We start from the raw sequence: 21,814 nt of genomic DNA on the forward strand, positions 1-21,814 counted from the left end.
ACGTTGCGTATCATGACACTGATACACCTTGGAGGTGCGTGATGCCCTGGATGCTGCTGTGGACACTGCTCTGGCCGACGCTGGCGAGCATCCTGCTCGGCGCCGCCGCCTGGTCGGTCAACCGGCGCGGTGCCCGTCCCGTCCTCGTCGGCCGCGTCCCCACTGCAGCGATGGCGGGAGTCGCGGTTCTGGTCATGGCGGTGCACCCGCTCCTCGGCGCGGCCCCGCTGTGGATCGACGCGCCCTCGGCGCTGTGGCGGTCGCTGATCGACTGGCGTTTCGCGCTGCCGCTGGTCCTCGGGCTGCTGGTCCTGATCCCGTTCGCCGTGGTCCGCCCGCGCTCCAGCACCCCGACCGGGGCACGTCTGGCGCCTCGCACCTGGCGCTCGTTCCTCAGCACCCGGTGGCTCGGCGCGCTCCTGGGCGTCCTCGCCCTGATCGTCGGCCTCACGTTCGCGGCCGGCATGGCCTCGCAGCCGAACGATGCAGGTGAGTACGCGATGTACATCGTCGATGTCGGGCCCGGCGCGATCGGCGCGACCATCTATGGATGGCATTATTCGCTCGTGCCGTCGGTGCTGTGGGTGCTGCTGTGCGCGGCCACCTGGTGGACGCTGTCGCGGATCGCGCGACCACCGCTGGCCACGGCGCAGGCCGCCGACGTCACCGAGCGGCGCTTGCGCAGCACGAATGCCGTGCGGGTCGCGCTCGGGGCACTGCTGCTGCACCTGGAGTCGATCCTGCACTCCCTCGCGAACACCTCGCGGGTGAGCGGCTCCTTCGTCTCCGGCGAGCGGCTGCCCTTCTCCGCCTCCACGCCGTTCTCCGCCCTCACCGGGCCCCTGGACGTCCTGGCGCAGGTGGCCGGCATCCTCGGCCTCGCACTGTGGGTGTTCACGCTGCTGACCGCGGTGCCCGCTCCGTCGGCCTCCCGCGTCTCCGTGCCGTCATGATCATCACGCTGTCCGCCGCGGAGGGGAGCCCCGCCCGGCAGATCCACGATCAGATCGGCGGCCTGATCACCACCGGTCGGCTGGGCCGGGGCGAGCATCTGCCGTCCGTCCGTCAGCTCGCCTCGGACCTCGGGGTCGCGCCGGGCACGGTGGCGAAGGCCTACCGCTCGCTGGAGGCCGACGGTCTGCTCGTCTCCCGGGTCGGCTCCGGGACCCGGGTCAGCGACCAGGCGGCGCCGGTGTCCTCGACCGTCGCTCAGGCGGCCCGCCGGCTGGCGAGCGCGGCGCGCAGCGAGGGCCTCTCGCTCGAGGAGGCTGCGCGGGTGCTGCGCATGACCTGGTGACGTGCCCTACAGCGTGGAGCTGACGCGGATGATGCGCCGCCGCATCCAGACCTTCCGGCCCCCGCCCACGTACAGGCGCGTGCGGGCATGCTCCCAGCGTCCGTACTCCGCCTGCTCGGCCAGCTCCGCCCGCACCTGCCCGATGGAGGTGCCGCTCGGCACGGTCAGGATCCGGAACTCGTAGTCCTCGGCGCGCCGTCCCCGCTCGACGGGGAGATCACGCCACTGGCGAGGATCAGCGACGTGCTGGACGCCGGCGACGAGGGGTGTGCGGGGTCGGATCAACCTGTTCTCCTGTGCTCGATGCGCTGTGTCATGACCTGCGACAGCCGTCCTCGCGCCGCATCGGCGGGCTGTCCCGGGGGCGAGTCCCGATCCGTGAGCGGTCTCCCGATCACGAGAAGCTCGTCCCACTGTCCATTGTGCCGTCGGACGATGTACCGTCCAAGCATGAACTCGGATCCTCGCTCCGCTCTTGCTGCGCTGATCGCTGCCTTCGAACGTCACTACGAGGCGGCCGCCGCCTCGCGCGGTGATGACGATCCCGCTCTCGATGCGGCCACGGAGCAGCTCGCCACGGCCTTCGACGCCTACGACGACGCCCTCTTCGACGCCTACGAGATCGCCACGCCGCTGATCGTCTTCGACGATGACGACGATGACGACGATGACGACTTCGACGACCTCGACGACTTCGAGGACGACGAGGACGACGAGGGCGAGTACGACGACGAGGACGACTCCGGCCGCTGATCGCCGGCTCCACCCGGGGCTCCTCCCCGGTACCTCCACGTACTCTTCACCACTGCTGCGCTGCGCGGCGCCGGGCCCACCGCCCGGCGCCGCGTACTCTGTGCGGGGCCCGCAGTCGCCGCACCGCGTCAGCGTCGGATCCCTGAATCGATCGAGGAGAGTTCATGTCGTTCATCGAGGCGGTCATCCTGGGGCTGGTCCAGGGATTGTCCGAGTTCCTGCCGATCTCCTCGAGCGCCCACGTGCGCGTGGTCGGCGAGCTGCTGGATCCCGGGCAGGACCCCGGCGCGGCGTTCACCGCGATCATCCAGCTCGGCACCGAGACGGCGGTGCTGATCTATTTCTGGAACGACATCAGCCGCATCATCGGCAAGTGGTTCCGGGCCCTGGCGGGCAAGGTCCCGCACTCCGATCCGGACGTGCGGATGGGCTGGCTGGTGATCCTCGGCTCCATCCCGATCGGTGTGCTGGGGCTGCTGTTCGAGGACCAGATCGACTACAGCCTGCGGAACCTCTACATCACCTCCGCGATGCTGATCCTCTTCGGCCTGCTGCTGGGGCTCGCCGACCGGATCGCCCCGCAGCGCAAGGAGCTCACCCAGCTCACCGTGCGCGACGGCATCCTCTTCGGCCTCGCACAGGCGCTGGCGCTGATCCCCGGGGTCTCCCGCTCCGGCGGCACCATCACCGCAGGGCTCCTGATGGGCTTTAAGCGCGAGGCCGCCGCCCGCTACGCCTTCCTGCTCGCCGTCCCGGCGGTGTTCGCCTCCGGCCTGTACAAGGCGGCCAAGGAGGTGCCGGCGCTGCTGACCTCCGACGGCAGGGCTGCGGCCGCCGCTGCGGGCGAGCCCTCCCTGATGGCGATCGTGGTGGCGACCGTGGTGGCCTTCGGCGTGGGCTACGCCGTGATCGTCTGGTTCATGCGGATCATCACGAATCACTCCTACCTGATGTTCGTGGTCTACCGCGTCATCGCGGGACTGCTGCTGCTGGGCCTGCTCTGGTTCGGTGTGATCGACCCGCTGGGCGGAGCCTGAGCAGTTCACGGCGGGCTGATCGTATGATCGACGGGTGCATTCCTGGACCTCCCCCGCTCTTGATCCCCTCCCCGCCTCCGGTGTGCCGCTGAGGCTGTTCGATACCCGTGCCGGGAGGGTCGTGCCGATCCTCCCGCTCACCCCGGGGACCGCCCGGCTGTACGTCTGCGGCATCACGCCGTACGACTCCACCCACCTGGGCCACGCGGCGACCTACCACGCCGCCGACCTGATGCGACGGGCGCTGCACGACACCGGGTACCAGGTCGAGACGGCACAGAACATCACCGACGTCGACGACCCGCTGCTCGAGCGCGCCGACCGCGACGGGGTGGACTGGCGCGAGCTCGCCGCTTCCCAGGTGGAGCTGTTCACGAAGGACATGGAGTCGCTGCGGATCATCGCTCCGGAGACCTACCGGTCCGTGAGCGAGGCGATGGAGCAGATCATCGCCGTGGTCCGCACCCTGCACGAGCGGGGCCGCGCCTACCCGGTGGAGGCGAACGACGCCGCCGGCCCCGACTGGTACCTCGACCTCTCCGTCGACGGAGCCCTGGGGGACGTCTCCGGCTGGTCCGAGGAGCAGATGCTCGAGGTCTTCGCCGAGCGCGGCGGCGACCCGGACCGCGCCGGCAAGCGCGGCCGCTTCGATCCGCTGCTGTGGCGGGCCGAGCGCGAGGGCGAGCCCGCCTGGGACGCCGCAGAGCTCGGCCGCGGCCGGCCCGGATGGCACGTGGAGTGCGTGTGCATCGCGGAGGAGGCGATCGGCCTGCCCTTCGACATCCAGGCCGGCGGCAGCGATCTGATCTTCCCCCACCACGACCTCAGCGCCGCCCACTCCGTGGCGCTGGGACGCCCCTTCGCCGCCGCCTACGCGCACAGCGGCATGGTCGCCCACCAGGGCGAGAAGATGAGCAAGTCACTGGGCAACCTGGTGTTCGTGCACCGCCTGGTGCGCGACGGCGTGGATCCGATGGCGATCCGCCTGGTGCTGATGGCGCACCACTACCGCAGCGACTGGGAGTGGTCCGAGCAGGAGCTCGAGCAGGCGACCGTCCGGCTGGAGCGCTACCGCGACGCCGCCCGCCGCGGCGAGCGCTGCCCGGCGACGGTCGAGGAGATGCGGGCCGCCCTGCGCGACGACCTCGACACCGCTCGCGCGCTCGAGGCGCTGGACGCCTGGGCCGAGGGCAGGCCCGTCCCCCGCGCGGACGATGCGGCCCCCGGGCCCGACGATGTCCCCGCCGCGCTCGACGCGCTGTTCGGGATCACGCTCGAGAGCTGAGCGCCGGGCACGAGCTCATTCGGACTCGCGGCGCCGACGCAGGAACTGCTCGAACTCCCTGGCGATCGCGTCGCCGCTGGCCTCCGGCAGCCCGGCGGCGTCCTGGGCACGCTCCAGACGGGCGACGTACTCGGCCACGTCCTCGTCGGTGCGCGCCAGCTCGTCGACCCCGCGCTCCCAGGCCTCCGCGTCCTCGATCAGCTCGTCGAGCGGGATGGGCGCGCTGACGAGGTCCTGCACCTCCCGCATCAGTCCCAGCACCGCCTTCGGCGAGAAGTTCTGCGAGACGTAATGGGGGACCTGCACCCAGATGCTGGTGGTGCGCAGCCCGGCGCTGGCCGTGCGCCGGGCCAGGATCGTGGGCACCCCGATCGGACCGGTGTACAGCTCGGACCCCTTCACGGGCTCGGCGGGCACCGGCTCCACATGGGCGGAGACGGGCAGCGGCCGGGAGTGGGGCGAGTCGGCGAGCAGGGCCCCGAGCGCGATCACGGAGCTGACATCCAGCGCCTGCAGCTGCTCGAGCACCTCATCGCAGAAGCGCTTCCAGCGCAACGAGGGCTCAGGACCCATCACGGTGACGATCTCGGGCCCGCGCGGCGGGGTCACCAGGTGCACACGGGTGTCCGGCCAGTCGACGACCCGCAGACCGTCCTCGGTGGTGTGGATCTCGGGACGGTTGACCTGGAAATCGATGAACTCCTCAGCATCGACCGCGCCCGCCGGCCGGGTGGGCCAGACCTCGTGCAGATGCTCGATCACCCCGGTGGCTGCCTCGCCGGCATCGTTCCATCCGCTGAAAGCCGTGATGGCGATTCGACTCATCACCCCATCATAGGCACCTCATCCCCGGTCCAGGATCACGGGCTATCCTCGGCCTGCCTGGGGATCCCCGCCCCGGCGGCGGAGGAGACCGATCATGACCAGCCCCACGGTGCGCCTCGGGCCGCTGCCCCCGGTGCGGGTCAGCCCCGGCACCCTGCTCACCGTGCTGCTCTTCGCGGTCATCATGTACCCCTCGCTCTCCCGCGGTGGCATCGCACCGACCACGGCGGTGCTGCTGGCGATCGGCATCGGGCTGTTCATGATCGTCTCGGTCCTCGTGCACGAGGCCGCCCATGCCCTGGTCGCCCGCGCCTTCGGTGCCAGCGTCGATCACATCGCCCTGACCCTGTGGGGCGGGCACACGCAGTACCGCTCCCGGCAGATGCCGGCGCTCGGCTCCCTGCTGGTCTCGCTGTCCGGTCCGGCCGCGAACCTGCTGCTGGCCGGGCTGTGCTTCGCCGCCGTGCAGCAGGCCGATCCCGGCAGCTCCCCGGACGTGTTCTTCTCGGTGAGCTCCTGGCTGAACCTGGTGCTCGCGGTGTTCAACCTGCTGCCCGGGCTGCCCATGGACGGCGGCCGCGCCCTCGAGACGCTGCTCGGAGCGGTCCTGAGGAGCCCTGAGCTCGGCACCCGGATCACGGCCTGGCTCGGACGCGGGATCGCCGTCGCGGTGGTCGCCTATCCGCTGTGGCGGATCGTGCGCGCCGGCGGTGCCGGCGGTTTCTCCCTGCTGACCCTGGTCTGGGCGCTGCTGATCGCCGGCATGCTCTGGCAGGGCGCCACGCAGGCGCTGACCGGAGCCGCGCTGCAGGGCCGCATCCGCTCCCTGGACGCCGCCTCCCTCGCCACGCCCGTGCGGATCATCCCGCACCAGGCGTCGCTGTCGGACCTCGACCCCTCCGCCGATCTCTCCTCGGTGCTGATCCTGGACCGCACCGCCACGGGACCGGGCACCGTCGGCCGGGCCTCCCGGATCGACCCGGCCGCGGCCGCCGCCGTCCCCCTCGCACAGCGCGCGGCGACCCCGGTCCTCGCAGTCGCCGGGGCGATCGGCGAGATCGGGGCGCTGCCCGCCACGCTGCGCGGCGATGACCTGATCGGCGCGATGCTCGCGCATCCCGCCCCCGCCTACCTGGTCCTGGCAGAGGACGGCACCGCCCGCGGTGTGATCCTGAGCGCGGACGTCAACGCACTCCTGCGCGGACGGTGAACATCATGGTGGCTGCGACGGCCCGGGCCATATGCTGGAACGCATGACTGATCAGCCGCAGCCCGCCGCCCACGACGGGGCACCGGGTCCCGCGCCCCGCGCGCCCCGACGCGGTCTGGATCGCACCGGACCCTTCGCCCTCGGCGACAAGGTCCAGCTCGCCGACGCCAAGAACCGACTGCACACCATCACCCTCAGGCCCGGCGGCGAGTTCCACTCGCACCGCGGGGTGCTGCGCCACGACCAGCTCATCGGCGCCGAGGACGGGGTCGTGGTCGAGAACTCCCACGGCATCGTGTACCAGGCGCTGCGGCCCCTCTACGCCGACTACATGCTGGCGATGCCCCGCGGTGCCGCGATCATCTACCCCAAGGACTCCGCCCAGATCCTGATGTGGGGGGACATCTTCCCCGGGGCCCGGGTGCTCGAGGCCGGCGTCGGCTCCGGAGGCCTGACCACTGCGCTGCTGCGTGCCGTCGGCCCCGAGGGGTCGGTGCACTCGATCGAACGGCGCGAGGACTTCGCCGAGGTGGCCCGGGAGAACGTCGAGACCTTCTTCGGCGGCGAGCACCCCGCCTGGGAGCTGTCCGTCGGTGATTTCCAGGATCTCGCCCCCGCGCTCTCGCCCGAGGAACCCGCGGTGGACCGTGTGGTGCTGGACATGCTCGCCCCCTGGGAGTGCGTGGACTCCGCCGCGGAGGTCCTGGTCTCCGGCGGCGTGTTCCTGGCATACGTCGCGACCGTCACCCAGCTCTCGCGGACCGCCGAGGCGCTGCGCGCCCACGGCGAGTTCACCGAGCCCTTTGCCTGGGAGTCCTTCGTGCGCCCCTGGCACCTGGAGGGGCTCGCCGTGCGCCCCGAGCACCGCATGAACGCCCACACCGGCTTCCTGCTCACCGCCCGTCGCACCGCCCACGGCACTCAGGCGCTGCGCCGCACCACCCGCCCGGCGCCCGGCTCCCGCCTCGAGGAGGAGCTGAGCCATCCCGACAACGAGGGCTTCGGCGGCTCCGAGGGCGAATGGAGCACGCAGGACGTGGGCGAGCGGGGCGTCGCCCCGCGCAAGCTCAAGCGCGCACTGCGCGACATCCGACAGGGACGCGACCGCTGATCGCCCTCGGGAAGGAGAACGCCGCAGGATGAAGACCTACGCCGAGATGACCACCGAGCTCGAGCAGCTCGCGGACCACAACGACCGCCTGATCGCGGGTCTGCGCTCCGCCCGGGCGCAGATCGTCGAGCTCAAGAACGACCTCGAACGGGTCGGCGACCCGCCGAACTCCTACGCCACCTTCCTGCGCCGCTGCGAGGGCACCACCATCGACGTGCTCCACCACGGCCGCCGACTGCGGGTGGCGACCTCCGCCTCCCTGGACCTGGAGGCGCTGACCCCGGGTGCCGAGCTGCGGCTGAACGAGGCCCTGGCCGCGGTGGAGGCGGTCGCCCCGAGCGACGCCGGCAACGTGGTGCCCGTGGTCGAGGAGCTGGCCGACTCCCGGCTGCTGGTGGCCGTGGCCCCCGACGACACCCGCGTGCTGCGCCGTGCCGGCACCCTCACCGACGAGCAGCTCCACCCCGGCGACCACGTGCTGGTGGACCTCAAGTCCCAGCTGGTGCTGGAGCGGATCGACCGCGCCGAGATCACCGACCTCGTCCTCGAACAGGTCCCGGAGGTCTCCTTCGACCAGATCGGCGGGCTGGGCGAGCAGATCGAGGCGATCCGCGATGCCGTCGAGCTGCCCTTCCTGCAGCAGGACCTCTACCGCACCTACGGCCTGCGCCCGCCGCAGGGCGTGCTGCTGTACGGCCCGCCCGGCTGCGGCAAGACGATGATCGCCAAGGCGGTCGCCCATGAGCTCGTGCTGCGCAGCGCCGAGGTGCGCGGGGTGAGCGTCGCCGAGGCGCTGGAGAACTCCGCCTTCCTCAACGTCAAGGGCCCCGAGCTGCTGAACAAGTACGTGGGCGAGACCGAGCGGTCGATCCGCCTGGTGTTCGAGCGCGCCCGGGAGAAGGCGGCGGCCGACCACCCGGTGGTGATCTTCTTCGACGAGATGGAGGCGCTGTTCCGCACCCGCGGCACCGGCATGTCCAGCGACGTCGAGACCACGATCGTGCCCCAGCTGCTGGCCGAGATCGACGGTGTCGAGGGCCTGGACAACGTCATCGTCATCGGCGCCTCCAACCGCGAGGACATGATCGACCCGGCGATCCTGCGACCGGGTCGGCTCGACGTGAAGATCCGGGTGCGTCGCCCCAACCAGCGCGCCGGCCGCGACATCCTCTCCCTCTACCTGGACGAGACCGTACCGGTGCGCGAGGACCGTGAGCAGCTGCTGGATCTCGCCGCCCGCGAGATCTACGACGAGGGCCCGGCCTCCGCGTTCGTGCGGGTCGAGTACTCCGACGGCGGGCAGGACACCCTCCACTTCCGCGACTTCGTCTCCGGTGCCACCCTGCGCAACATCGTGGACCGGGCGAAGAAGAGGGCGGTGAAGGACCAGCTGGCCACCGGCGACGTCGGTGTCGGCTCCCAGCACCTGCACGACGCGATCACCGCCGAGTTCGTCGAGAACGAGGACATGCCCTCGGCCGCGCACCCCGAGGACTGGGCCCGGGTGACCGGTCTGCCCGGCGGCGGGAGGCGCCGCGTCGAGGCGATCGTCCCGCTGCAGGGACGCACCTACAGCTCCACCGAGGAGGAGGGCACGGCATGACCCAGCTGCCCCAGGACACCGTCCCCGCGCTGACCACCGAGCGGGTGATGGGCATCGAGACCGAGTTCGGAGTGGTCCATGCCGAGATGGAGGACCGTGCCCGCTCGGGCGCCGGCTCCTCGATCCTGCTCTCCCACCTGGTGGTGGGCGCCTACGCCCTGCTCGACCCCCTCGAGGGAGAGCGCGGCCGCCGCGTGCGCTGGGACTACGGCGACGAGACCCCGCTGCGTGACGCCCGCGGCTTCGAGCTGCAGCGCGCCGCCGCCCACCCCAGCCAGCTCACCGATGAGGTGCGCGACGCCCACGTGCCCAGCGTCGAGAGGGACCTGCCGCTGGCCGGGCCGGAGATCGCCCCCGACGGGGACGACGCCGAGGTGCTCGCCTGGGCCACCCAGCGCTCGATCGGCAACGCGGTGCTGCGCAACGGGGCCCGCTGGTACGTCGACCATGCGCATCCCGAGTACTCCGCGCCCGAGGTGCTGCGCGCCCGCGAGGCCGTGGTCACCGACCGCGCGGGGGAGCAGATCGCCCGGCGGGCGATGGCGATCCTCGCCGCGGCCGACGGCATCCCCGAGGTGGCCCTGTACAAGAACAACACCGACGGCAAGGGCGCCTCCTACGGCACCCACGAGAACTACCTCGTGGACCGCGCGGTGCCCTTCGAGCGCGTGGTCACGGCACTGCTGCCCTTCCTGACGACCCGGCAGGTGCTGGTGGGCGCGGGACGGGTGGGACTCGGCACCCGGGGCGAGCGTGCCGGCTTCCAGCTCTCCTCCCGCGCCGACTTCATGGAGGCCGAGGTGGGGCTGGAGACGACCCTGAACCGGCCGATCGTCAACACCCGCGACGAACCGCACTCCGACCCCACCCGCTTCCGCCGCCTGCACCTGATCATCGGTGACGCGAACCTGCTGGAGGAGTCCACCTTCCTCAAGCTCGGCACCACCTCGCTGATGCTCGCCGCACTCGAGGCGGAGCATCGCACCGGCACCGCGATCCTCCCCGACCTGAGGCTCGCCGATCCGGTCGCCGCGGTCCGGGCCATCAGCCACGATCCCAGCCTGCGCACCACGGTCGCGCTGAGCGACGGGCGCGAGCTCACGGCGCTGCAGATCCAGCGCCTCCTGCTCGACGCCCTCGCCGCGGTCGCCGACCCCGACGATGCGGAGACGGTCGAGGTGCTGCGCCGCTGGGGCGAGATCCTCGACCTGCTCGCGGAGGACCCGATGCGTGCCGCCGAGAGGGTGGAGTGGGTCGCCAAGCTCCAGCTGCTCGAGCGCTTTCGCTCCCGCCACGGCCTGGACTGGGAGGACCCGCGCCTGGCGATGGTGGACCTGCAGTACTCCGATCTGCGGCCCGGCCGCGGCCTGTACGACAAGCTGCGGACCGCCGGCGCCGTGCCCACCCTGGTCAGCCAGGACGAGGTCGACGCCGCCGTGCGCACCGCTCCCACCAGCACCCGCGCCCACCTGCGGGGCGGGCTCATCGCCGCGCACCGCGCCCAGGTCCCCTCGGCCGGCTGGGATGCGATCACCCTGGCCGGTCCGGCCGGCGGGCATCGGCTGCGCCTGGCCGACCCCACTCTGGGCTCCGCCGCCTGGTGCGCCCAGCACGGCATCGACCCTGCCGACGATCCCGAGAGGATCCTCGATGCCCTGCGCCGAGCCGTCGAGCACAGCTGACCCCCTGGCAATCGATCGATGACAGAGAAGAGGAGGACATCATGTCCCAGCAGTCCCTGAACGCCCCCGGCGGAGGCGGCGACGACGAGCAGAGCGCCGACGCCGTCACCGGCGGGCAGACCTTCGCCTCCGCCCAGGCGGCGGACGATCTGCTCGACGAGATCGACTCGGTGCTCGAATCCAATGCCGAGACCTTCGTGCGCTCCTTCGTGCAGAAGGGCGGCCAGTGACCCGATGAAGCGTCGCGTGGGAGGTCTGGAGACCGAGTACGGACTGGTGTGCGTGCGGGCAGACGGTTCGCGGGCGCTCGAGCCGGAGGCTGCGGCCCGGGAGCTGTTCCGCCCGGTGGTGGCGATGGGCCGCAGCTCGAACGTGTTCCTGCGCAACGCCGCCCGCCTCTATCTCGACGTCGGCTCGCATCCCGAGTACGCGACCGCCGAATGCGACGACTGGTGGGACCTGGTCGCCCAGGACCGCGCCGGGGACCGGATCTTCGCGGACCTCGCCGCCCAGGCCAACGAGCGCCTCGCCGCCGACGGCCAGGACGCCCGCATCCACCTGCTGAAGAACAACGTCGACTCCGCCGGCAACGCCTTCGGCTCGCACGAGAACTTCCTGGTGGACCGCCGCGGCGAGTTCACCCGCCTGCCCCGCTACCTGCTGCCCTTCCTGGTCACCCGCCAGATCGTCACCGGTGCCGGGGGAGTGGTGCGCTCCGAGCCGGAGGACGGCGCGGCCGGCGGCGCGCCGGCGCAGTTCGTCTTCTCCCGCCGCAGCGACCACATGTGGGAGGCGGTCTCCTCGGCCACCACCCGCACCCGCCCGATCATCAACACCCGCGACGAGCCGCACGGGGATCCCACCCGGTTCCGTCGCCTGCATGTGATCGTCGGCGACTCCACCATGAGCGAGGTCTCCACCCACCTCCGCTTCGCGACCACCGACCTGGTGCTGCGCGCGATCGAGTCCGGTCGCGCCCTGCCCGAGCTCGCGCTGCACGACGACATCACCGCCATCCGGGCCGTGGCCCGCGACCTCACCGGCACCGCCCCGCTGCCGCTCGCCGGCGGCGGCACCACCACCGCGCTCGAGGTCCAGCAGCGGTGGCTGGACCATGTCACCGAGTTCGCCGACGAGTCCGAGCAGGCAGTGCTGGAGACCTGGCAGCGGGCGCTCGATACGGTCCGCACCGGCGACCGCACCTGGGCCGCACAGAACCTGGACTGGGCGATCAAGGAGCGGCTGTTCACCCAGGTCGCCGAGCGCCGAGGCGTCGACCTCGGTGATCCCGCGATCGAGCGCCTCGACCTGGCCTACCACGACATCGATCCCGGCCAGGGCGTCTTCGCTGCGCTGCAGCGCCGCGGCCTCGCCCCGCAGCGGCTCGCGGAGGCACGGATCGAGGCGGCCCGGACCACGGCCCCCACCACCACCCGGGCGCATCTCCGTGGCCAGGTGGTCACCGCCGCCCAGGAGCACGGGGTGGACCACGTCGTGGACTGGACCACGCTGCGTCTGACCCGGCCCGGCGCGATGCCGATCCAGGTGCTGGACCCCTTCACCACCGAGCTGCCGGCGGTCGATGCCCTGCTGGCGGAGATCCGCTCCCAGGGCACCGCGGCGCCGGCGCAGCCGATGCCCTTCGCCTGAGCGGGTGCCGACCGAGCGCTCCGCCACACTCCGCGAACGCTCATCCTCCGCCCCGTACCCTGGTGCCGTGCCCGCTACGGGCCCACCGATCCGAAAGGCCCTCACTTGATCCGCCGCCGCACGCTGCTGACCACCGCCCTCGCCGCCACCGCCGCCATCGGCCTCGCCGCCTGCACCGATGAGGGCACAGACGGCAGCGGGGCCTCCGACGCCGGAGGGGCCTCCGACGGCGGTGGCGGCGGCGACCCGCTGGCCGGCGTCACCGTCAGCGAGGAACTCGGCGCCGAGCCGACGGTCGAGTTCACCGCCCCGCTCGAGATCACGGCCGCCGACGCGAAGGTCGTCGTCCCCGGGGACGGGGAGACCATCGCCGAGGGTGACACCATCATCTGGCGCCACAAGTACGTCGACGCCTCCACCGGGAAGACCCTGCAGTCCTGGTGGCAGGGAGCACCGGCCGGAGGCGTCCAGGTCACCGCCGAGAGCATCGGTCAGGCCGCCTTCGACGTGTTCACCACCATGGCCGTGGGCTCCCGCTTCGTGATGGCCGGGTGGCAGCAGTCCGCGGACGGCCAGGCCTACTCGCTGCTGCAGGTCGCCGACGTCGACCGCATCGTCTCCCCGCTGCGCGCGGAGGGCGAGCCCGCAGAGCCCTCCGGGACGTTCCCCACCGTCACCCTCGCCGAGAACGGCGCCCCGTCCCTGGACGCACCGCCGGAGGGCGAGGCGCCCACCTCGACGGTGCGCGAGGACCTGATCGTCGGCACCGGGGACACCACCCGGGCAGGTGATTACCTCACCATGCACTACACCGGCTGGAAGTGGTCCGACGGCTCCCAGTTCGATTCGTCCTGGGAGCGCGGGGCCCCGTTCTCCTTCGTGCAGGGCGAGGGCGGCGTCATCCAGGGCTGGGACGAGAACCTGCTGGACCTGCCCGTCGGCTCCCAGGTGATGCTGGTGATCCCGCCCGCGGAGGCCTACCGTGACCAGGGCGAGCTCGCCGGGGAGACCCTGCTCTTCGTGATCGACGTGCTCGATGCCGCCCACACCAACGACTGAACCATCCCCCACACCACACAGGAGGACCGCATGACCGATCGCAGCAAGCCCGAGGTCGACTTCCCCGAGGGCGAGGCGCCCACCGAGCTGCTCAGCACCGACGAGATCGTCGGTGACGGCGAGGAGGCCGGCCGCGGCGACGTCGTCGACGTGCACTACGTGGGCGTCTCCCACTCCACCGGCGAGCAGTTCGACGCCTCCTGGGACCGCGGCGAGCCGCTGCGCTTCCAGCTCGGCGTGGGCCAGGTCATCTCCGGCTGGGACCAGGGCGTGCAGGGCATGAAGGTGGGCGGTCGTCGCCGCCTCGACATCCCCGCCTCCCTCGGCTACGGCGCCCAGGGCGCCCCGCCGGTGATCGCCCCGCACGAGTCGCTGATCTTCGTGTGCGACCTGGTGGCGGTGCACAAGCGCTGAGCAGTTCCGCCGAGGGGACGGCGGGGGAGCACGCAGGAGGGCAGGAGTCCCTCTTCGCGGCCCCCGCCGTTCCTGTTCCCGCTCCCTCCCCGCCGGCCGCCCCGCCGAGCGACCCGGGCCGCGATGCCGCGACCCGGGCCTCCGGGCTGCGCACCACGGCCGGCTTCGAGGTGGTCGACGACCTGCCGGTGGCCAGCGTGCACCTGGTGGGCGTGCTGCCGCACCTGGACCGCCCCTTCGAGTACGCGGTCACCCCCACCACCGCGGCTGCCGGACCCGGCATGCGGGTGCGCGTGCGGTTCTCCGGGAAGGACACCGAGGGCATCATCCTCGAGCGCCTCGCTCGGCCCTCGACCGACCGGGCCCTGGCCCCGCTGCACCGCCTGGTCTCCGAGGATGTCGTCGTCCCCCCCGCGATGATGCGCGTGTGCGAGGAGGTGGCCGCACGCAGCGCCGGCACCGTCGGCGACGTGCTGCGCCTGGCCCTGCCCCCGCGCCACGCCCGCGCCGAGAAGGCCGATCGCGCGGCGGAGGAGAAGGACGCGGAGGAGAAGCACGCGGAGGCCGAGGACCCAGGAGGCACCGAGCACCCCGCCGCCGCTCCCCGTCCCGGCGACCGCTATGTGGGCCTCTCCGCGCTGCTCGCCCGGGCCGGCAGCCCGGAGGGCCCGGTGCCCCGCGCGAGCCTCACCCTCGATGCCGCCGACACCTGGACCACCGTCGCCGCCGACGCGATCGCCGACCTCGACGCCGCTCTCGGTGCCCTCGTCGTCGCCCCCGACCAGCGGGACGTCGCCCGGCTGTCCCGCGTGCTCACCGAGCGCGGCATCGAGCATGAGGTGCTCTCCGGCGCCGAGGGTCCGGAGAAGCGCTATCGCATCTTCCGCCGCATCCTGCGCGGCGCGACCCGGGTGGTGCTGGGCAACCGCTCCGCCGCCTTCGCCCCGGTGGCGAACCTGGCCCTGGCCATCTGCTGGGACGAGGCGGACGACCTGCTCGAGGAGCCCCGCGCCCCCTACCCCCACACCCGCACCGTGCTGCAGTGCCGCTCCGCCGAGGAGCGCTGCGCGCTGCTGTTCCTCGCCGCGAGCGACTCGGTGACGCTGCGCGCCCTCGCCGACCACGGCTACCTCGCCCGCCTGGAGCCCGTGCCGGGACCGGTCACCGCCGTCCGCCCCCGGATCGTGGCGATGGACGAGTACCTGCGCGAGCGCGAAGGGCCCTCGGGCCGCTCCCGCCTGCCGCAGGAGGCGATGAAGGTGATCCGGCGGGGCCTCGAGCACGGCCCGGTGCTGGTGCAGGTGCCCCGCTCCGGCTACGTGCCCGCGATCGCCTGCACCTTCTGCCGCACCCGCGCCCAGTGCCCCCACTGCTCCGCCCCGCTGTCCCTCAGCGGACGCAACGGCCCGCTGCACTGCCGGGTCTGCGGCCGCCGGGAGGACGGCTACCGCTGCCCTGAATGCGACCGCACCCAGGTGCGGGCCATGGTCGTCGGCTCCACCCGCACCGCCGAGGAGCTGCACCGCGCCTTCCCCGACACGCCCCTGAAGGTCGCCGGCGGCGCGCACGGGGCGCTGGCGGACGACGCGGTCCCGGAGCGGGCGATCATCGTCGCCACCCCCGGCGCCGAACCGGCACCCGCCGGCCGCTTTGCCGCGGGCCTGCTGCTGGATGCGGACGCGCTGCTGGGCCGCGCCGCCTTCGATGCGGACGTCGAGGCGGTGCGGCGCTGGCGCGGCGCGATCTCCCTGGTGCGCAGCGCCGAGGACGGGGGAGAGGTGCTGGTGGTGGGCACCTCCACCCTGCCCGCGATCCGGGACCTGGTCGCCCACCGCTCCACCGTCTTCCTCGACCGGGTGCTCGCGGACCGCCACGAGCTGGACCTGCCGCCGTTCTCCCGGGTCGCGGAGATCGTGGGGGAGCGGGAGGCCTGCCGAACCTTCCTGGAGACCGTCGAGCTGCCCGACGGCACGGACGTCTTCGGCCCGGTCGATCTCGAGGGCCCGGACGCCGCCGGCCGCTCCCGCGCCGTGGTGCGCCTGGAACCGTCCCGTTCCCGGGAGCTCGCCGATGCGCTGCGCGCCGGCATCGCCGCCCGCAGCGCCCGCAAGGCCAAGGGCTCGCTGCGGGTGCGGCTGGATCCGCCCGACGTCTTCTGAGCCGGCGGCCCCGTAGACTGGGAGCATCATGCGTCTGCTCTTCGCCGGCACCCCCGAGGCCGCCCTCCCTTCCCTGCGCACCCTGCTCGACTCCCACCACGAGGTGGTCGGCGTGCTCACGCAGCCCGACGCCCCCACCGGACGCGGCCGCAGGCTCGCCCCCTCCCCGGTCAAGGCCCTCGCCCTCGAGGCCGGGGTGCCGGTGCTGACCCCCGCCACGCTGCGCGACGAGACGGTTCAGCAGCAGCTGCGGGACCTCGCGCCCGATGTCGCCCCGGTGGTCGCCTACGGGAACCTGATCCCGCAGGCCGCGCTCGACATCCCCCGCCACGGCTGGATCAACCTGCACTTCTCCCTGCTGCCGCAGTTCAGAGGCGCCGCCCCCGCCCAGCGGGCCGTGCTCGCCGGGCAGCGCGAGACCGGGATGAGCGTGTTCCGGATCGAGCAGGGCCTGGACACCGGCGACCTCCTCACCACCGCCCCCACCACCATCGGCGAGTTCGAGACCGCCGGGCAGCTGCTGGAGCGGATGGCCGAGGACGGCGCGAGCGTGCTGCTGCAGGCGCTGGACGCCCTCGCGGACGGCACCGCGACGTTCACGCCCCAGGATCACTCCCTCGCCACCCACGCCGCGAAGCTGTCCACCGCCGAGGCCCGCATCGACTGGACCCGACCCGCCGAGCAGGTCGCCGCCCATATCCGCGGGATGAGCCCCCAGCCCGGCGCCTGGACACTGCTGGACGGCGCGCGGACCAAGCTCCTCGGCGTCGAACTGGCCCCCGAGCACGCGCCGCTGGCGCCCGGCCGGATCGAGACCACCAAGCGTCAGGTGCTGGTGGGCACCGGCACCGACGTCATCGCCCTGTCCACCCTCGCCCCGGCCGGCAAGCGGCCGATGCGGGCTGCGGACTGGGCTCGCGGCGCGGCCCTGGCCGAGCACGCCCGCTTCACCACGGACCAGCAGGACGGAGAGACCGCATGAGTGAGGCACGACGAGGCGGCGAGGGCCGCGGCCGACGCGATGACCACGGACGCCCCCGCGACCAGCAGGGACGCACCCGTTCCGGCGCCCGCGGCCAGGGCGGGCCGCGCCGCGGCTACTCCGACTCCCGCCCCTCCGAGCGCTCGCGCCGCTCCACCCCCTCCCGCCAGGTCGCGTTCGAAGGCCTGCGCCTGGTGCGCGAGGAGGACTCCTACGCGAACCTGGTGCTGCCCCGCCTGCTGCGCACCCATCAGGTCTCCGGCCGCGACGCCGCCTTCACCACCGAGCTGTTCTACGGCGCGCTGCGCGCCCAGGGCCGGCTGGACGCGATCCTCGCCGCCTGCGTGGACCGCCCGCTGGAGAAGCTCGATCCTCCGCTCCTGGACGTGCTGCGCCTGGGCGCCTACCAGCTGTTGGACATGAGCGTCGCGCGGCACGCCGCCACCTCCGAGACCGTGGCCCTGGCCCGCTCCGTGGTGGGCGCCGGCGCCGCCGGCTTCGCCAACGCCGTGCTGCGCCGGGTGGGGGAGCAGGACCGCGAGCAGTGGATCGCCCAGGTCGCCCCGGACCGCTCGACGGACCCCACCGGCCACCTCGCCGTCGTCCATTCCCACCCCCGCTGGGTGGTGCGCGCCCTCAGCGACGCCCTGGCCGGTCACGGCCGCTCCCGGGACGAGATCGACGAGCTGCTGGCGGCCCAGAACGCGGCCCCCGCGGTCTCGCTGGTGATGCGCCCGGGCCTCACCGACCTCGACGAGCTCATCGACCACGGCGCGAGCCCGGGCCGGCTGTCCGTCTTCGCCGCCTCCTGGCCCTCGGGCGATCCCGGCGGCATGGACCCGGTCACGCAGGGACGCGTCGCGGTGCAGGACGAGGGCAGTCAGCTGGCCGCCCTCGCCCTCGCCCTCGGCGCCGATGACCTCGTCCTCGCCGAGGACCATCACTGGCTCGACCTCTGCGCGGGACCCGGCGGGAAGGCCGCGCTGCTGGGCGGGCTCACCGTCGACCACGACGCGGACCTGCTCGCCGTCGAGCTGGCCGAGCACCGCACTCAGCTGGTGGACCGGGCCGTCGCCACCCTGCAGGAGGCCGGCTGCGAGATCACCACCCGCACCGCCGACGGCACCGCGATCGGCGCCGAGCTGCCCGGCCGCTTCTCCCGGGTCCTCGCCGACGTCCCCTGCTCGGGCCTGGGCGCGCTGCGCCGCCGCCCCGAGGCCCGCTGGCGCCGCACCCCCGCCGACATCGGCCAGCTCACCACCCTCCAGCGCGCGCTGCTCACCTCCGCCCTGGATGCCGCCGCGCCCGGGGGAGTGGTCGCCTACGTGACCTGCTCCCCGCACCTGGCCGAGACCCGCCTGATCGTCGCCGATGTGCTGAAGACCCGCCAGGACATCGAGGAGCTCGACGCCCGAGACCCCGTGCGCGCCGGGGTGCTGCCCGCCGCGCGCGGCGACATCGAGCTGGGCGACGGGCCCGCCGTGCAGCTGTGGCCCCACGTCCACGGCACCGACGCGATGTACATCCATCTGCTGCGCAAGCGGCCCGCCCCCACCGAGGAAGGAACCACCGCGGCATGAACACCCCGTACTCGACCGACGGCCACTTCATCCACCCCAGCATCCTCAACGCCGACTTCATGTCCATCGGCACCGAGCTGGAGCGGATCTCCACCGCCGACAGCGTCCACGTCGACGTGATGGACAACCATTTCGTGCCGAACCTGACCTTCGGCCCCTCGATGGTCGAGCAGATCGTGCAGCGCAGCACGCTGCCCATCGATGCGCACCTGATGATCGCCGAGGCCGACACCGAGGCCCAGGCCTACGCCGAGGTCGGGGCCTCCTCGGTCACCTTCCACCTGGAGGCCGCCCGCGCGCCCGTCAAGCTCGCCCGCGACCTGCGCCGCAAGAACGTCCAGGCCGGGGTCGCACTGCGACCGGCCACCCCCGTCGAGCCCCTGCTGGACATCATCGGCGAGTTCGACATGCTGCTGCTGATGACCGTCGAGCCGGGCTTCGGCGGGCAGAGCTTCCTGGAGTCCATGCTCCCGAAGATCCGCCGCGCCCGCGCGGCGATCAGCGAGTCGAACCTGGAGGTGTCGATCCAGGTCGATGGCGGGGTCAGTCGCGAGACCATCGAGCGCTGCGCGGAGGCCGGCGCGAACGTCTTCGTCGCCGGGTCGGCGATCTACCGTGCCCAGGACGCCGCGGACGAGATCTCCGCCCTGCGCGAGCTCGCACAGCGCCACCCCACCCACTGACCCCGCGGCAACGGCGACATGGACCTTCTGCAGTGGCTCTTCGATGCCCGCATCCAGTTCGAAGGGGGCCAGTTCCTGCTCCTGCGCGAAGTGCTGGGCAACGTCTTCGGACTGCTCAGCGCGCTGGGCGGGATACGACGGAAGGTCTGGGCCTGGCCCGTCGGCATCATCGGCAACGCCCTGCTGCTGACCGTGTTCCTGGGCACCGTGTTCGGCAGCCCGAACCCGGTGGACCTCTACGGCCAGGCCGGACGCCAGGTGATGTTCATCGCCACCGCGGTCTACGGCTGGGTCCGCTGGCGACAGGCCCGGGACGCGAACGGCACCGCGGTCGAGCCGCGCTGGGCCTCCTGGGGCACCCGCGCCCTGCTCATCGTCGTGCTGGTCGGCGGCACCGCCGCGCTCACCCCGCTGTTCCGCATCCTGGGCTCCTACGAGCCGGTCTGGGCCGATGCCTGGATCTTCATGGGCAGCCTGCTGGCGACCTTCGGCATGGCCAAGGGCTGGGTCGAGTTCTGGCTGATCTGGGTGGCCGTGGACATCGTCGGCGTCCCGCTGCTGCTGAGCGCCGGCTACTACGCCAGTGCGTTCATGTATCTCTTCTACGGCGCCTTCACCCTGATGGGCTTCTTCATCTGGTGGGGAGTGCGCAACCGCCACGATCTGGAGCAGGCCCGGGTCACGGTCGAGACCGCCCACCTGGATCCCACGGTGCGCCGGGACTGAGCTGCTGCTGTCCGGCGGGCGGGCGACGGCGCGCGCGCCCGACCCGGACGCGTACCCTGGGGGCGTGAAGGATTTCGAGGCGCTGTTCGCCGAGCTCACCGACAAGGCCCGCACCCGACCCGAGGGGTCGGGCACCGTCCGCGAACTCGACGGCGGTGTCCATCAGATCGGCAAGAAGATCGTCGAGGAGGCCGCCGAGGTGTGGATGGCCTGCGAGTACGAGTCCAAGGACGACGCCGCGATGGAGATCAGCCAGCTGCTCTACCACCTGCAGGTGATGATGATCGCCAAGGACATCTCCCTCGAGGACGTCTACCGCCAGCTCTGAGCCGTCGGCCGCTCGTCGCGGCCCTGACGCCGCTGTCCCTCCCGCATCTCCCGTCCCATCCCGTCCCATGGCCGCCGCAGCGGCCGAGGAGGATCCGTGCTCCGCATCGCCGTCCCCAACAAGGGCGCTCTCTCCGAACCCGCCGCCGACCTGCTGCAGGAGGCCGGATACCGGCGCCGCGGCACGGCGAAGGAGCTCGTCGTGGTCGACGAGGACAACGGCGTGGAGCTGTTCCATCTGCGCCCGCGCGACATCGCGGTGTACGTCGGCTCCGGCACCGTCGACGTCGGCATCACCGGCCAGGACATGCTGCTGGACTCCCGCACCCCGGCCGACGAGATCCTGCCGCTGGGCTTCGCGGGGTCGACCTTCCGCTTCGCGGCCCCCGCCGGCACCCGCAGCGACGTCTCCGAGCTGCAGGGCGCCCGCATCGCCACCAGCTACGAGAACCTCGTCGAGGACTACCTCGCCCAGCGCGGCATCACCGCCGAGGTGGTCCACCTCGACGGCGCCGTCGAGTCCTCGATCCGCCTCGGCGTCGCGGACGTCATCGCGGATGTGGTCGAGACCGGCACCACGCTGCGCCAGGCCGGGCTCGAGCCCTTCGGCGAATCGATCATGACCAGCCAGGCCGTCCTCTTCTCCCGCCCCGGCATGGAGCTCGACGAGGAGGCCGCCCACTCCCTGGACGTGCTCGCCCGTCGCATCCGCGGCGTGCTGGTGGCCCGCGAGTACGTGATGCTCGACTACGACATCCCCTCCGCCCTCCTCGAGCGGGCGGTGCAGATCACGCCCGGGCTGCAGTCGCCCACGGTCTCGCCGCTGCACGGCGGGGAGTGGTCCGCGGTGCGGGCGATGGTGGACAGCGGCTCCGCCCACCGCATGATGGACGAGCTCTACGATGCCGGCGCCCGCGCCATCCTGGTCACCGCGATCCAGGCCTGCCGCATCTGAGATGTCGATGCGCACCCCCGGAGCGGACGCCGTCGGCGGGGAGCAGCGGGCCACGATCGTGCTGCGCCCCCGCGCGGTGCGGGTAGCCGCCTACTTCAGCGCGGTCGTGGTGATGGCGGGCATGATCGGCGGAGCGGTGATGATCACCAGCTTCCAGTGGGGAGGCCGGCTCGGTCTGCTCGCGGTCGGCGTGCTGGTGTTCCTCTTCTGCCACCTCGAGGCCTCGGTGAAGATCACCGCCCGCCCCGACGAGCTCGAGGTGCGCAACCTGATGCGCACGCGCACGCTGGAATGGCCGGAGGTGCTGGGGATCAGCTTCCCGATGGGGGATCCGTGGGCCCATCTCGACCTGGCCGACGGCCACACCCATCCGCTGCAGGCGCTCCAGCGCTATGACGGGAAGCGGGCCATCGCGGCCGCCCATCAGCTGCAGGCGCTGATCCGTGAGCGCGGGGAGGCCCCGCCCTCCTGAGCCG

23 protein-coding genes are annotated in these 21,814 nt (G+C 72.5%); 21 read left to right on the plus strand and 2 right to left on the minus strand.

The window, feature by feature from the left end; genetic code table 11:
* The first annotated feature begins 41 nt into the window (after window positions 1-41).
* Window positions 42-953 (plus strand): hypothetical protein, encoded by a 912-nt coding sequence (locus CFK38_RS10805; RefSeq protein ID WP_096803069.1) that lies wholly within the window; start codon window positions 42-44, stop codon window positions 951-953.
* The gene (locus CFK38_RS10810; RefSeq protein ID WP_096803070.1) at window positions 950-1,297 is read left to right on the plus strand and encodes a GntR family transcriptional regulator; all 348 of its coding nucleotides are present in this window, start codon (window positions 950-952) and stop codon (window positions 1,295-1,297) included. The genes CFK38_RS10805 and CFK38_RS10810 overlap by 4 nt, the downstream gene beginning before the upstream one ends.
* 6 nt (window positions 1,298-1,303) lie before the next feature.
* On the opposite strand, the gene CFK38_RS10815 is transcribed toward CFK38_RS10810, so the two are convergent.
* Window positions 1,304-1,582: a DUF5703 family protein gene (locus CFK38_RS10815; protein WP_096803071.1), complete on the minus strand. Its 279-nt coding sequence runs from the start codon at window positions 1,580-1,582 to the stop codon at window positions 1,304-1,306.
* Window positions 1,583-1,747: 165 nt separating this feature from the next.
* Between CFK38_RS10815 and CFK38_RS10820 the strand changes: the two genes are divergently transcribed.
* From CFK38_RS10820 to mshC, 3 genes are all read left to right on the plus strand, one after another.
* Entirely contained in the window at window positions 1,748-2,050 is a 303-nt protein-coding gene (locus CFK38_RS10820; RefSeq protein WP_096803072.1) for a DNA primase, read from the plus strand.
* 164 nt (window positions 2,051-2,214) lie between these two features.
* The gene (locus tag CFK38_RS10825; protein WP_096803073.1) at window positions 2,215-3,087 is read left to right on the plus strand and encodes an undecaprenyl-diphosphate phosphatase; all 873 of its coding nucleotides are present in this window, start codon (window positions 2,215-2,217) and stop codon (window positions 3,085-3,087) included.
* A gap of 34 nt (window positions 3,088-3,121) precedes the next feature.
* Window positions 3,122-4,372 carry a cysteine--1-D-myo-inosityl 2-amino-2-deoxy-alpha-D-glucopyranoside ligase gene (gene mshC, locus CFK38_RS10830; RefSeq protein ID WP_096803074.1) on the plus strand — a complete coding sequence of 417 codons (1,251 nt, stop codon included), beginning with the start codon at window positions 3,122-3,124 and terminating at the stop codon, window positions 4,370-4,372.
* Window positions 4,373-4,387: 15 nt separating this feature from the next.
* Here mshC and CFK38_RS10835 read toward each other — a convergent pair whose 3' ends face one another.
* The gene (locus CFK38_RS10835) at window positions 4,388-5,197 is read right to left on the minus strand and encodes a PAC2 family protein (protein ID WP_096803075.1); all 810 of its coding nucleotides are present in this window, start codon (window positions 5,195-5,197) and stop codon (window positions 4,388-4,390) included.
* 94 nt (window positions 5,198-5,291) lie between these two features.
* Here CFK38_RS10835 and CFK38_RS10840 point away from each other — a divergent pair, with 94 nt between their 5' ends.
* From CFK38_RS10840 to CFK38_RS10915, 16 genes are all read left to right on the plus strand, one after another.
* A complete protein-coding gene (locus tag CFK38_RS10840; protein ID WP_172895784.1) occupies window positions 5,292-6,407 on the plus strand; it encodes a M50 family metallopeptidase in 1,116 nt (371 codons plus the stop codon).
* 43 nt (window positions 6,408-6,450) lie between these two features.
* The gene (locus CFK38_RS10845) at window positions 6,451-7,518 is read left to right on the plus strand and encodes a tRNA (adenine-N1)-methyltransferase (RefSeq protein WP_218192308.1); all 1,068 of its coding nucleotides are present in this window, start codon (window positions 6,451-6,453) and stop codon (window positions 7,516-7,518) included.
* Window positions 7,519-7,546: 28 nt separating this feature from the next.
* A complete protein-coding gene (gene arc / locus CFK38_RS10850) occupies window positions 7,547-9,121 on the plus strand; it encodes a proteasome ATPase (RefSeq protein WP_096803078.1) in 1,575 nt (524 codons plus the stop codon).
* Window positions 9,118-10,803, plus strand: coding sequence for a depupylase/deamidase Dop (gene dop, locus CFK38_RS10855; protein ID WP_096803079.1), 1,686 nt, complete (start codon window positions 9,118-9,120; stop codon window positions 10,801-10,803). The genes arc and dop overlap by 4 nt, the downstream gene beginning before the upstream one ends.
* A 41-nt stretch (window positions 10,804-10,844) precedes the next feature.
* Window positions 10,845-11,033, plus strand: a complete 189-nt coding sequence (locus CFK38_RS10860) for a ubiquitin-like protein Pup (RefSeq protein WP_096803080.1) — start codon at window positions 10,845-10,847, stop codon at window positions 11,031-11,033.
* A gap of 4 nt (window positions 11,034-11,037) precedes the next feature.
* A complete protein-coding gene (pafA, locus tag CFK38_RS10865) occupies window positions 11,038-12,453 on the plus strand; it encodes a Pup--protein ligase (protein ID WP_096803081.1) in 1,416 nt (471 codons plus the stop codon).
* A gap of 105 nt (window positions 12,454-12,558) precedes the next feature.
* Entirely contained in the window at window positions 12,559-13,512 is a 954-nt protein-coding gene (locus CFK38_RS10870; RefSeq protein WP_157773455.1) for an FKBP-type peptidyl-prolyl cis-trans isomerase, read from the plus strand.
* Between the two features lie 30 nt (window positions 13,513-13,542).
* On the plus strand, window positions 13,543-13,926 hold the full coding sequence (locus CFK38_RS10875; RefSeq protein WP_096803083.1) for an FKBP-type peptidyl-prolyl cis-trans isomerase: 384 nt from the start codon (window positions 13,543-13,545) through the stop codon (window positions 13,924-13,926).
* Window positions 13,896-16,085, plus strand: a complete 2,190-nt coding sequence (locus CFK38_RS10880; protein WP_245851000.1) for a primosomal protein N' family DNA-binding protein — start codon at window positions 13,896-13,898, stop codon at window positions 16,083-16,085. Before CFK38_RS10875 ends, CFK38_RS10880 begins: the two co-directional genes overlap by 31 nt.
* 28 nt (window positions 16,086-16,113) lie before the next feature.
* Complete coding sequence (gene fmt, locus CFK38_RS10885) at window positions 16,114-17,067, plus strand: methionyl-tRNA formyltransferase (RefSeq protein ID WP_096803085.1); 954 nt, start codon at window positions 16,114-16,116, stop codon at window positions 17,065-17,067.
* A complete protein-coding gene (locus CFK38_RS10890; RefSeq protein WP_096803086.1) occupies window positions 17,064-18,647 on the plus strand; it encodes an RsmB/NOP family class I SAM-dependent RNA methyltransferase in 1,584 nt (527 codons plus the stop codon). The genes fmt and CFK38_RS10890 overlap by 4 nt, the downstream gene beginning before the upstream one ends.
* Complete coding sequence (rpe, locus tag CFK38_RS10895) at window positions 18,644-19,330, plus strand: ribulose-phosphate 3-epimerase (protein ID WP_096803087.1); 687 nt, start codon at window positions 18,644-18,646, stop codon at window positions 19,328-19,330. The genes CFK38_RS10890 and rpe overlap by 4 nt, the downstream gene beginning before the upstream one ends.
* An 18-nt stretch (window positions 19,331-19,348) precedes the next feature.
* Window positions 19,349-20,056, plus strand: a complete 708-nt coding sequence (pnuC, locus tag CFK38_RS10900) for a nicotinamide riboside transporter PnuC (RefSeq protein WP_096803088.1) — start codon at window positions 19,349-19,351, stop codon at window positions 20,054-20,056.
* Between the two features lie 64 nt (window positions 20,057-20,120).
* Window positions 20,121-20,384: a phosphoribosyl-ATP diphosphatase gene (locus tag CFK38_RS10905; protein WP_157697014.1), complete on the plus strand. Its 264-nt coding sequence runs from the start codon at window positions 20,121-20,123 to the stop codon at window positions 20,382-20,384.
* Between the two features lie 96 nt (window positions 20,385-20,480).
* The gene (gene hisG, locus CFK38_RS10910; RefSeq protein WP_096803090.1) at window positions 20,481-21,338 is read left to right on the plus strand and encodes an ATP phosphoribosyltransferase; all 858 of its coding nucleotides are present in this window, start codon (window positions 20,481-20,483) and stop codon (window positions 21,336-21,338) included.
* 7 nt (window positions 21,339-21,345) lie between these two features.
* Window positions 21,346-21,810, plus strand: coding sequence for a PH domain-containing protein (locus CFK38_RS10915; protein ID WP_096804324.1), 465 nt, complete (start codon window positions 21,346-21,348; stop codon window positions 21,808-21,810).
* Window positions 21,811-21,814: the final 4 nt, after the last annotated feature.

The sequence above is a fragment of the Brachybacterium vulturis genome (assembly GCF_002407185.1).
Taxonomy (GTDB): Bacteria; Actinomycetota; Actinomycetes; order Actinomycetales; family Dermabacteraceae; genus Brachybacterium; species Brachybacterium vulturis.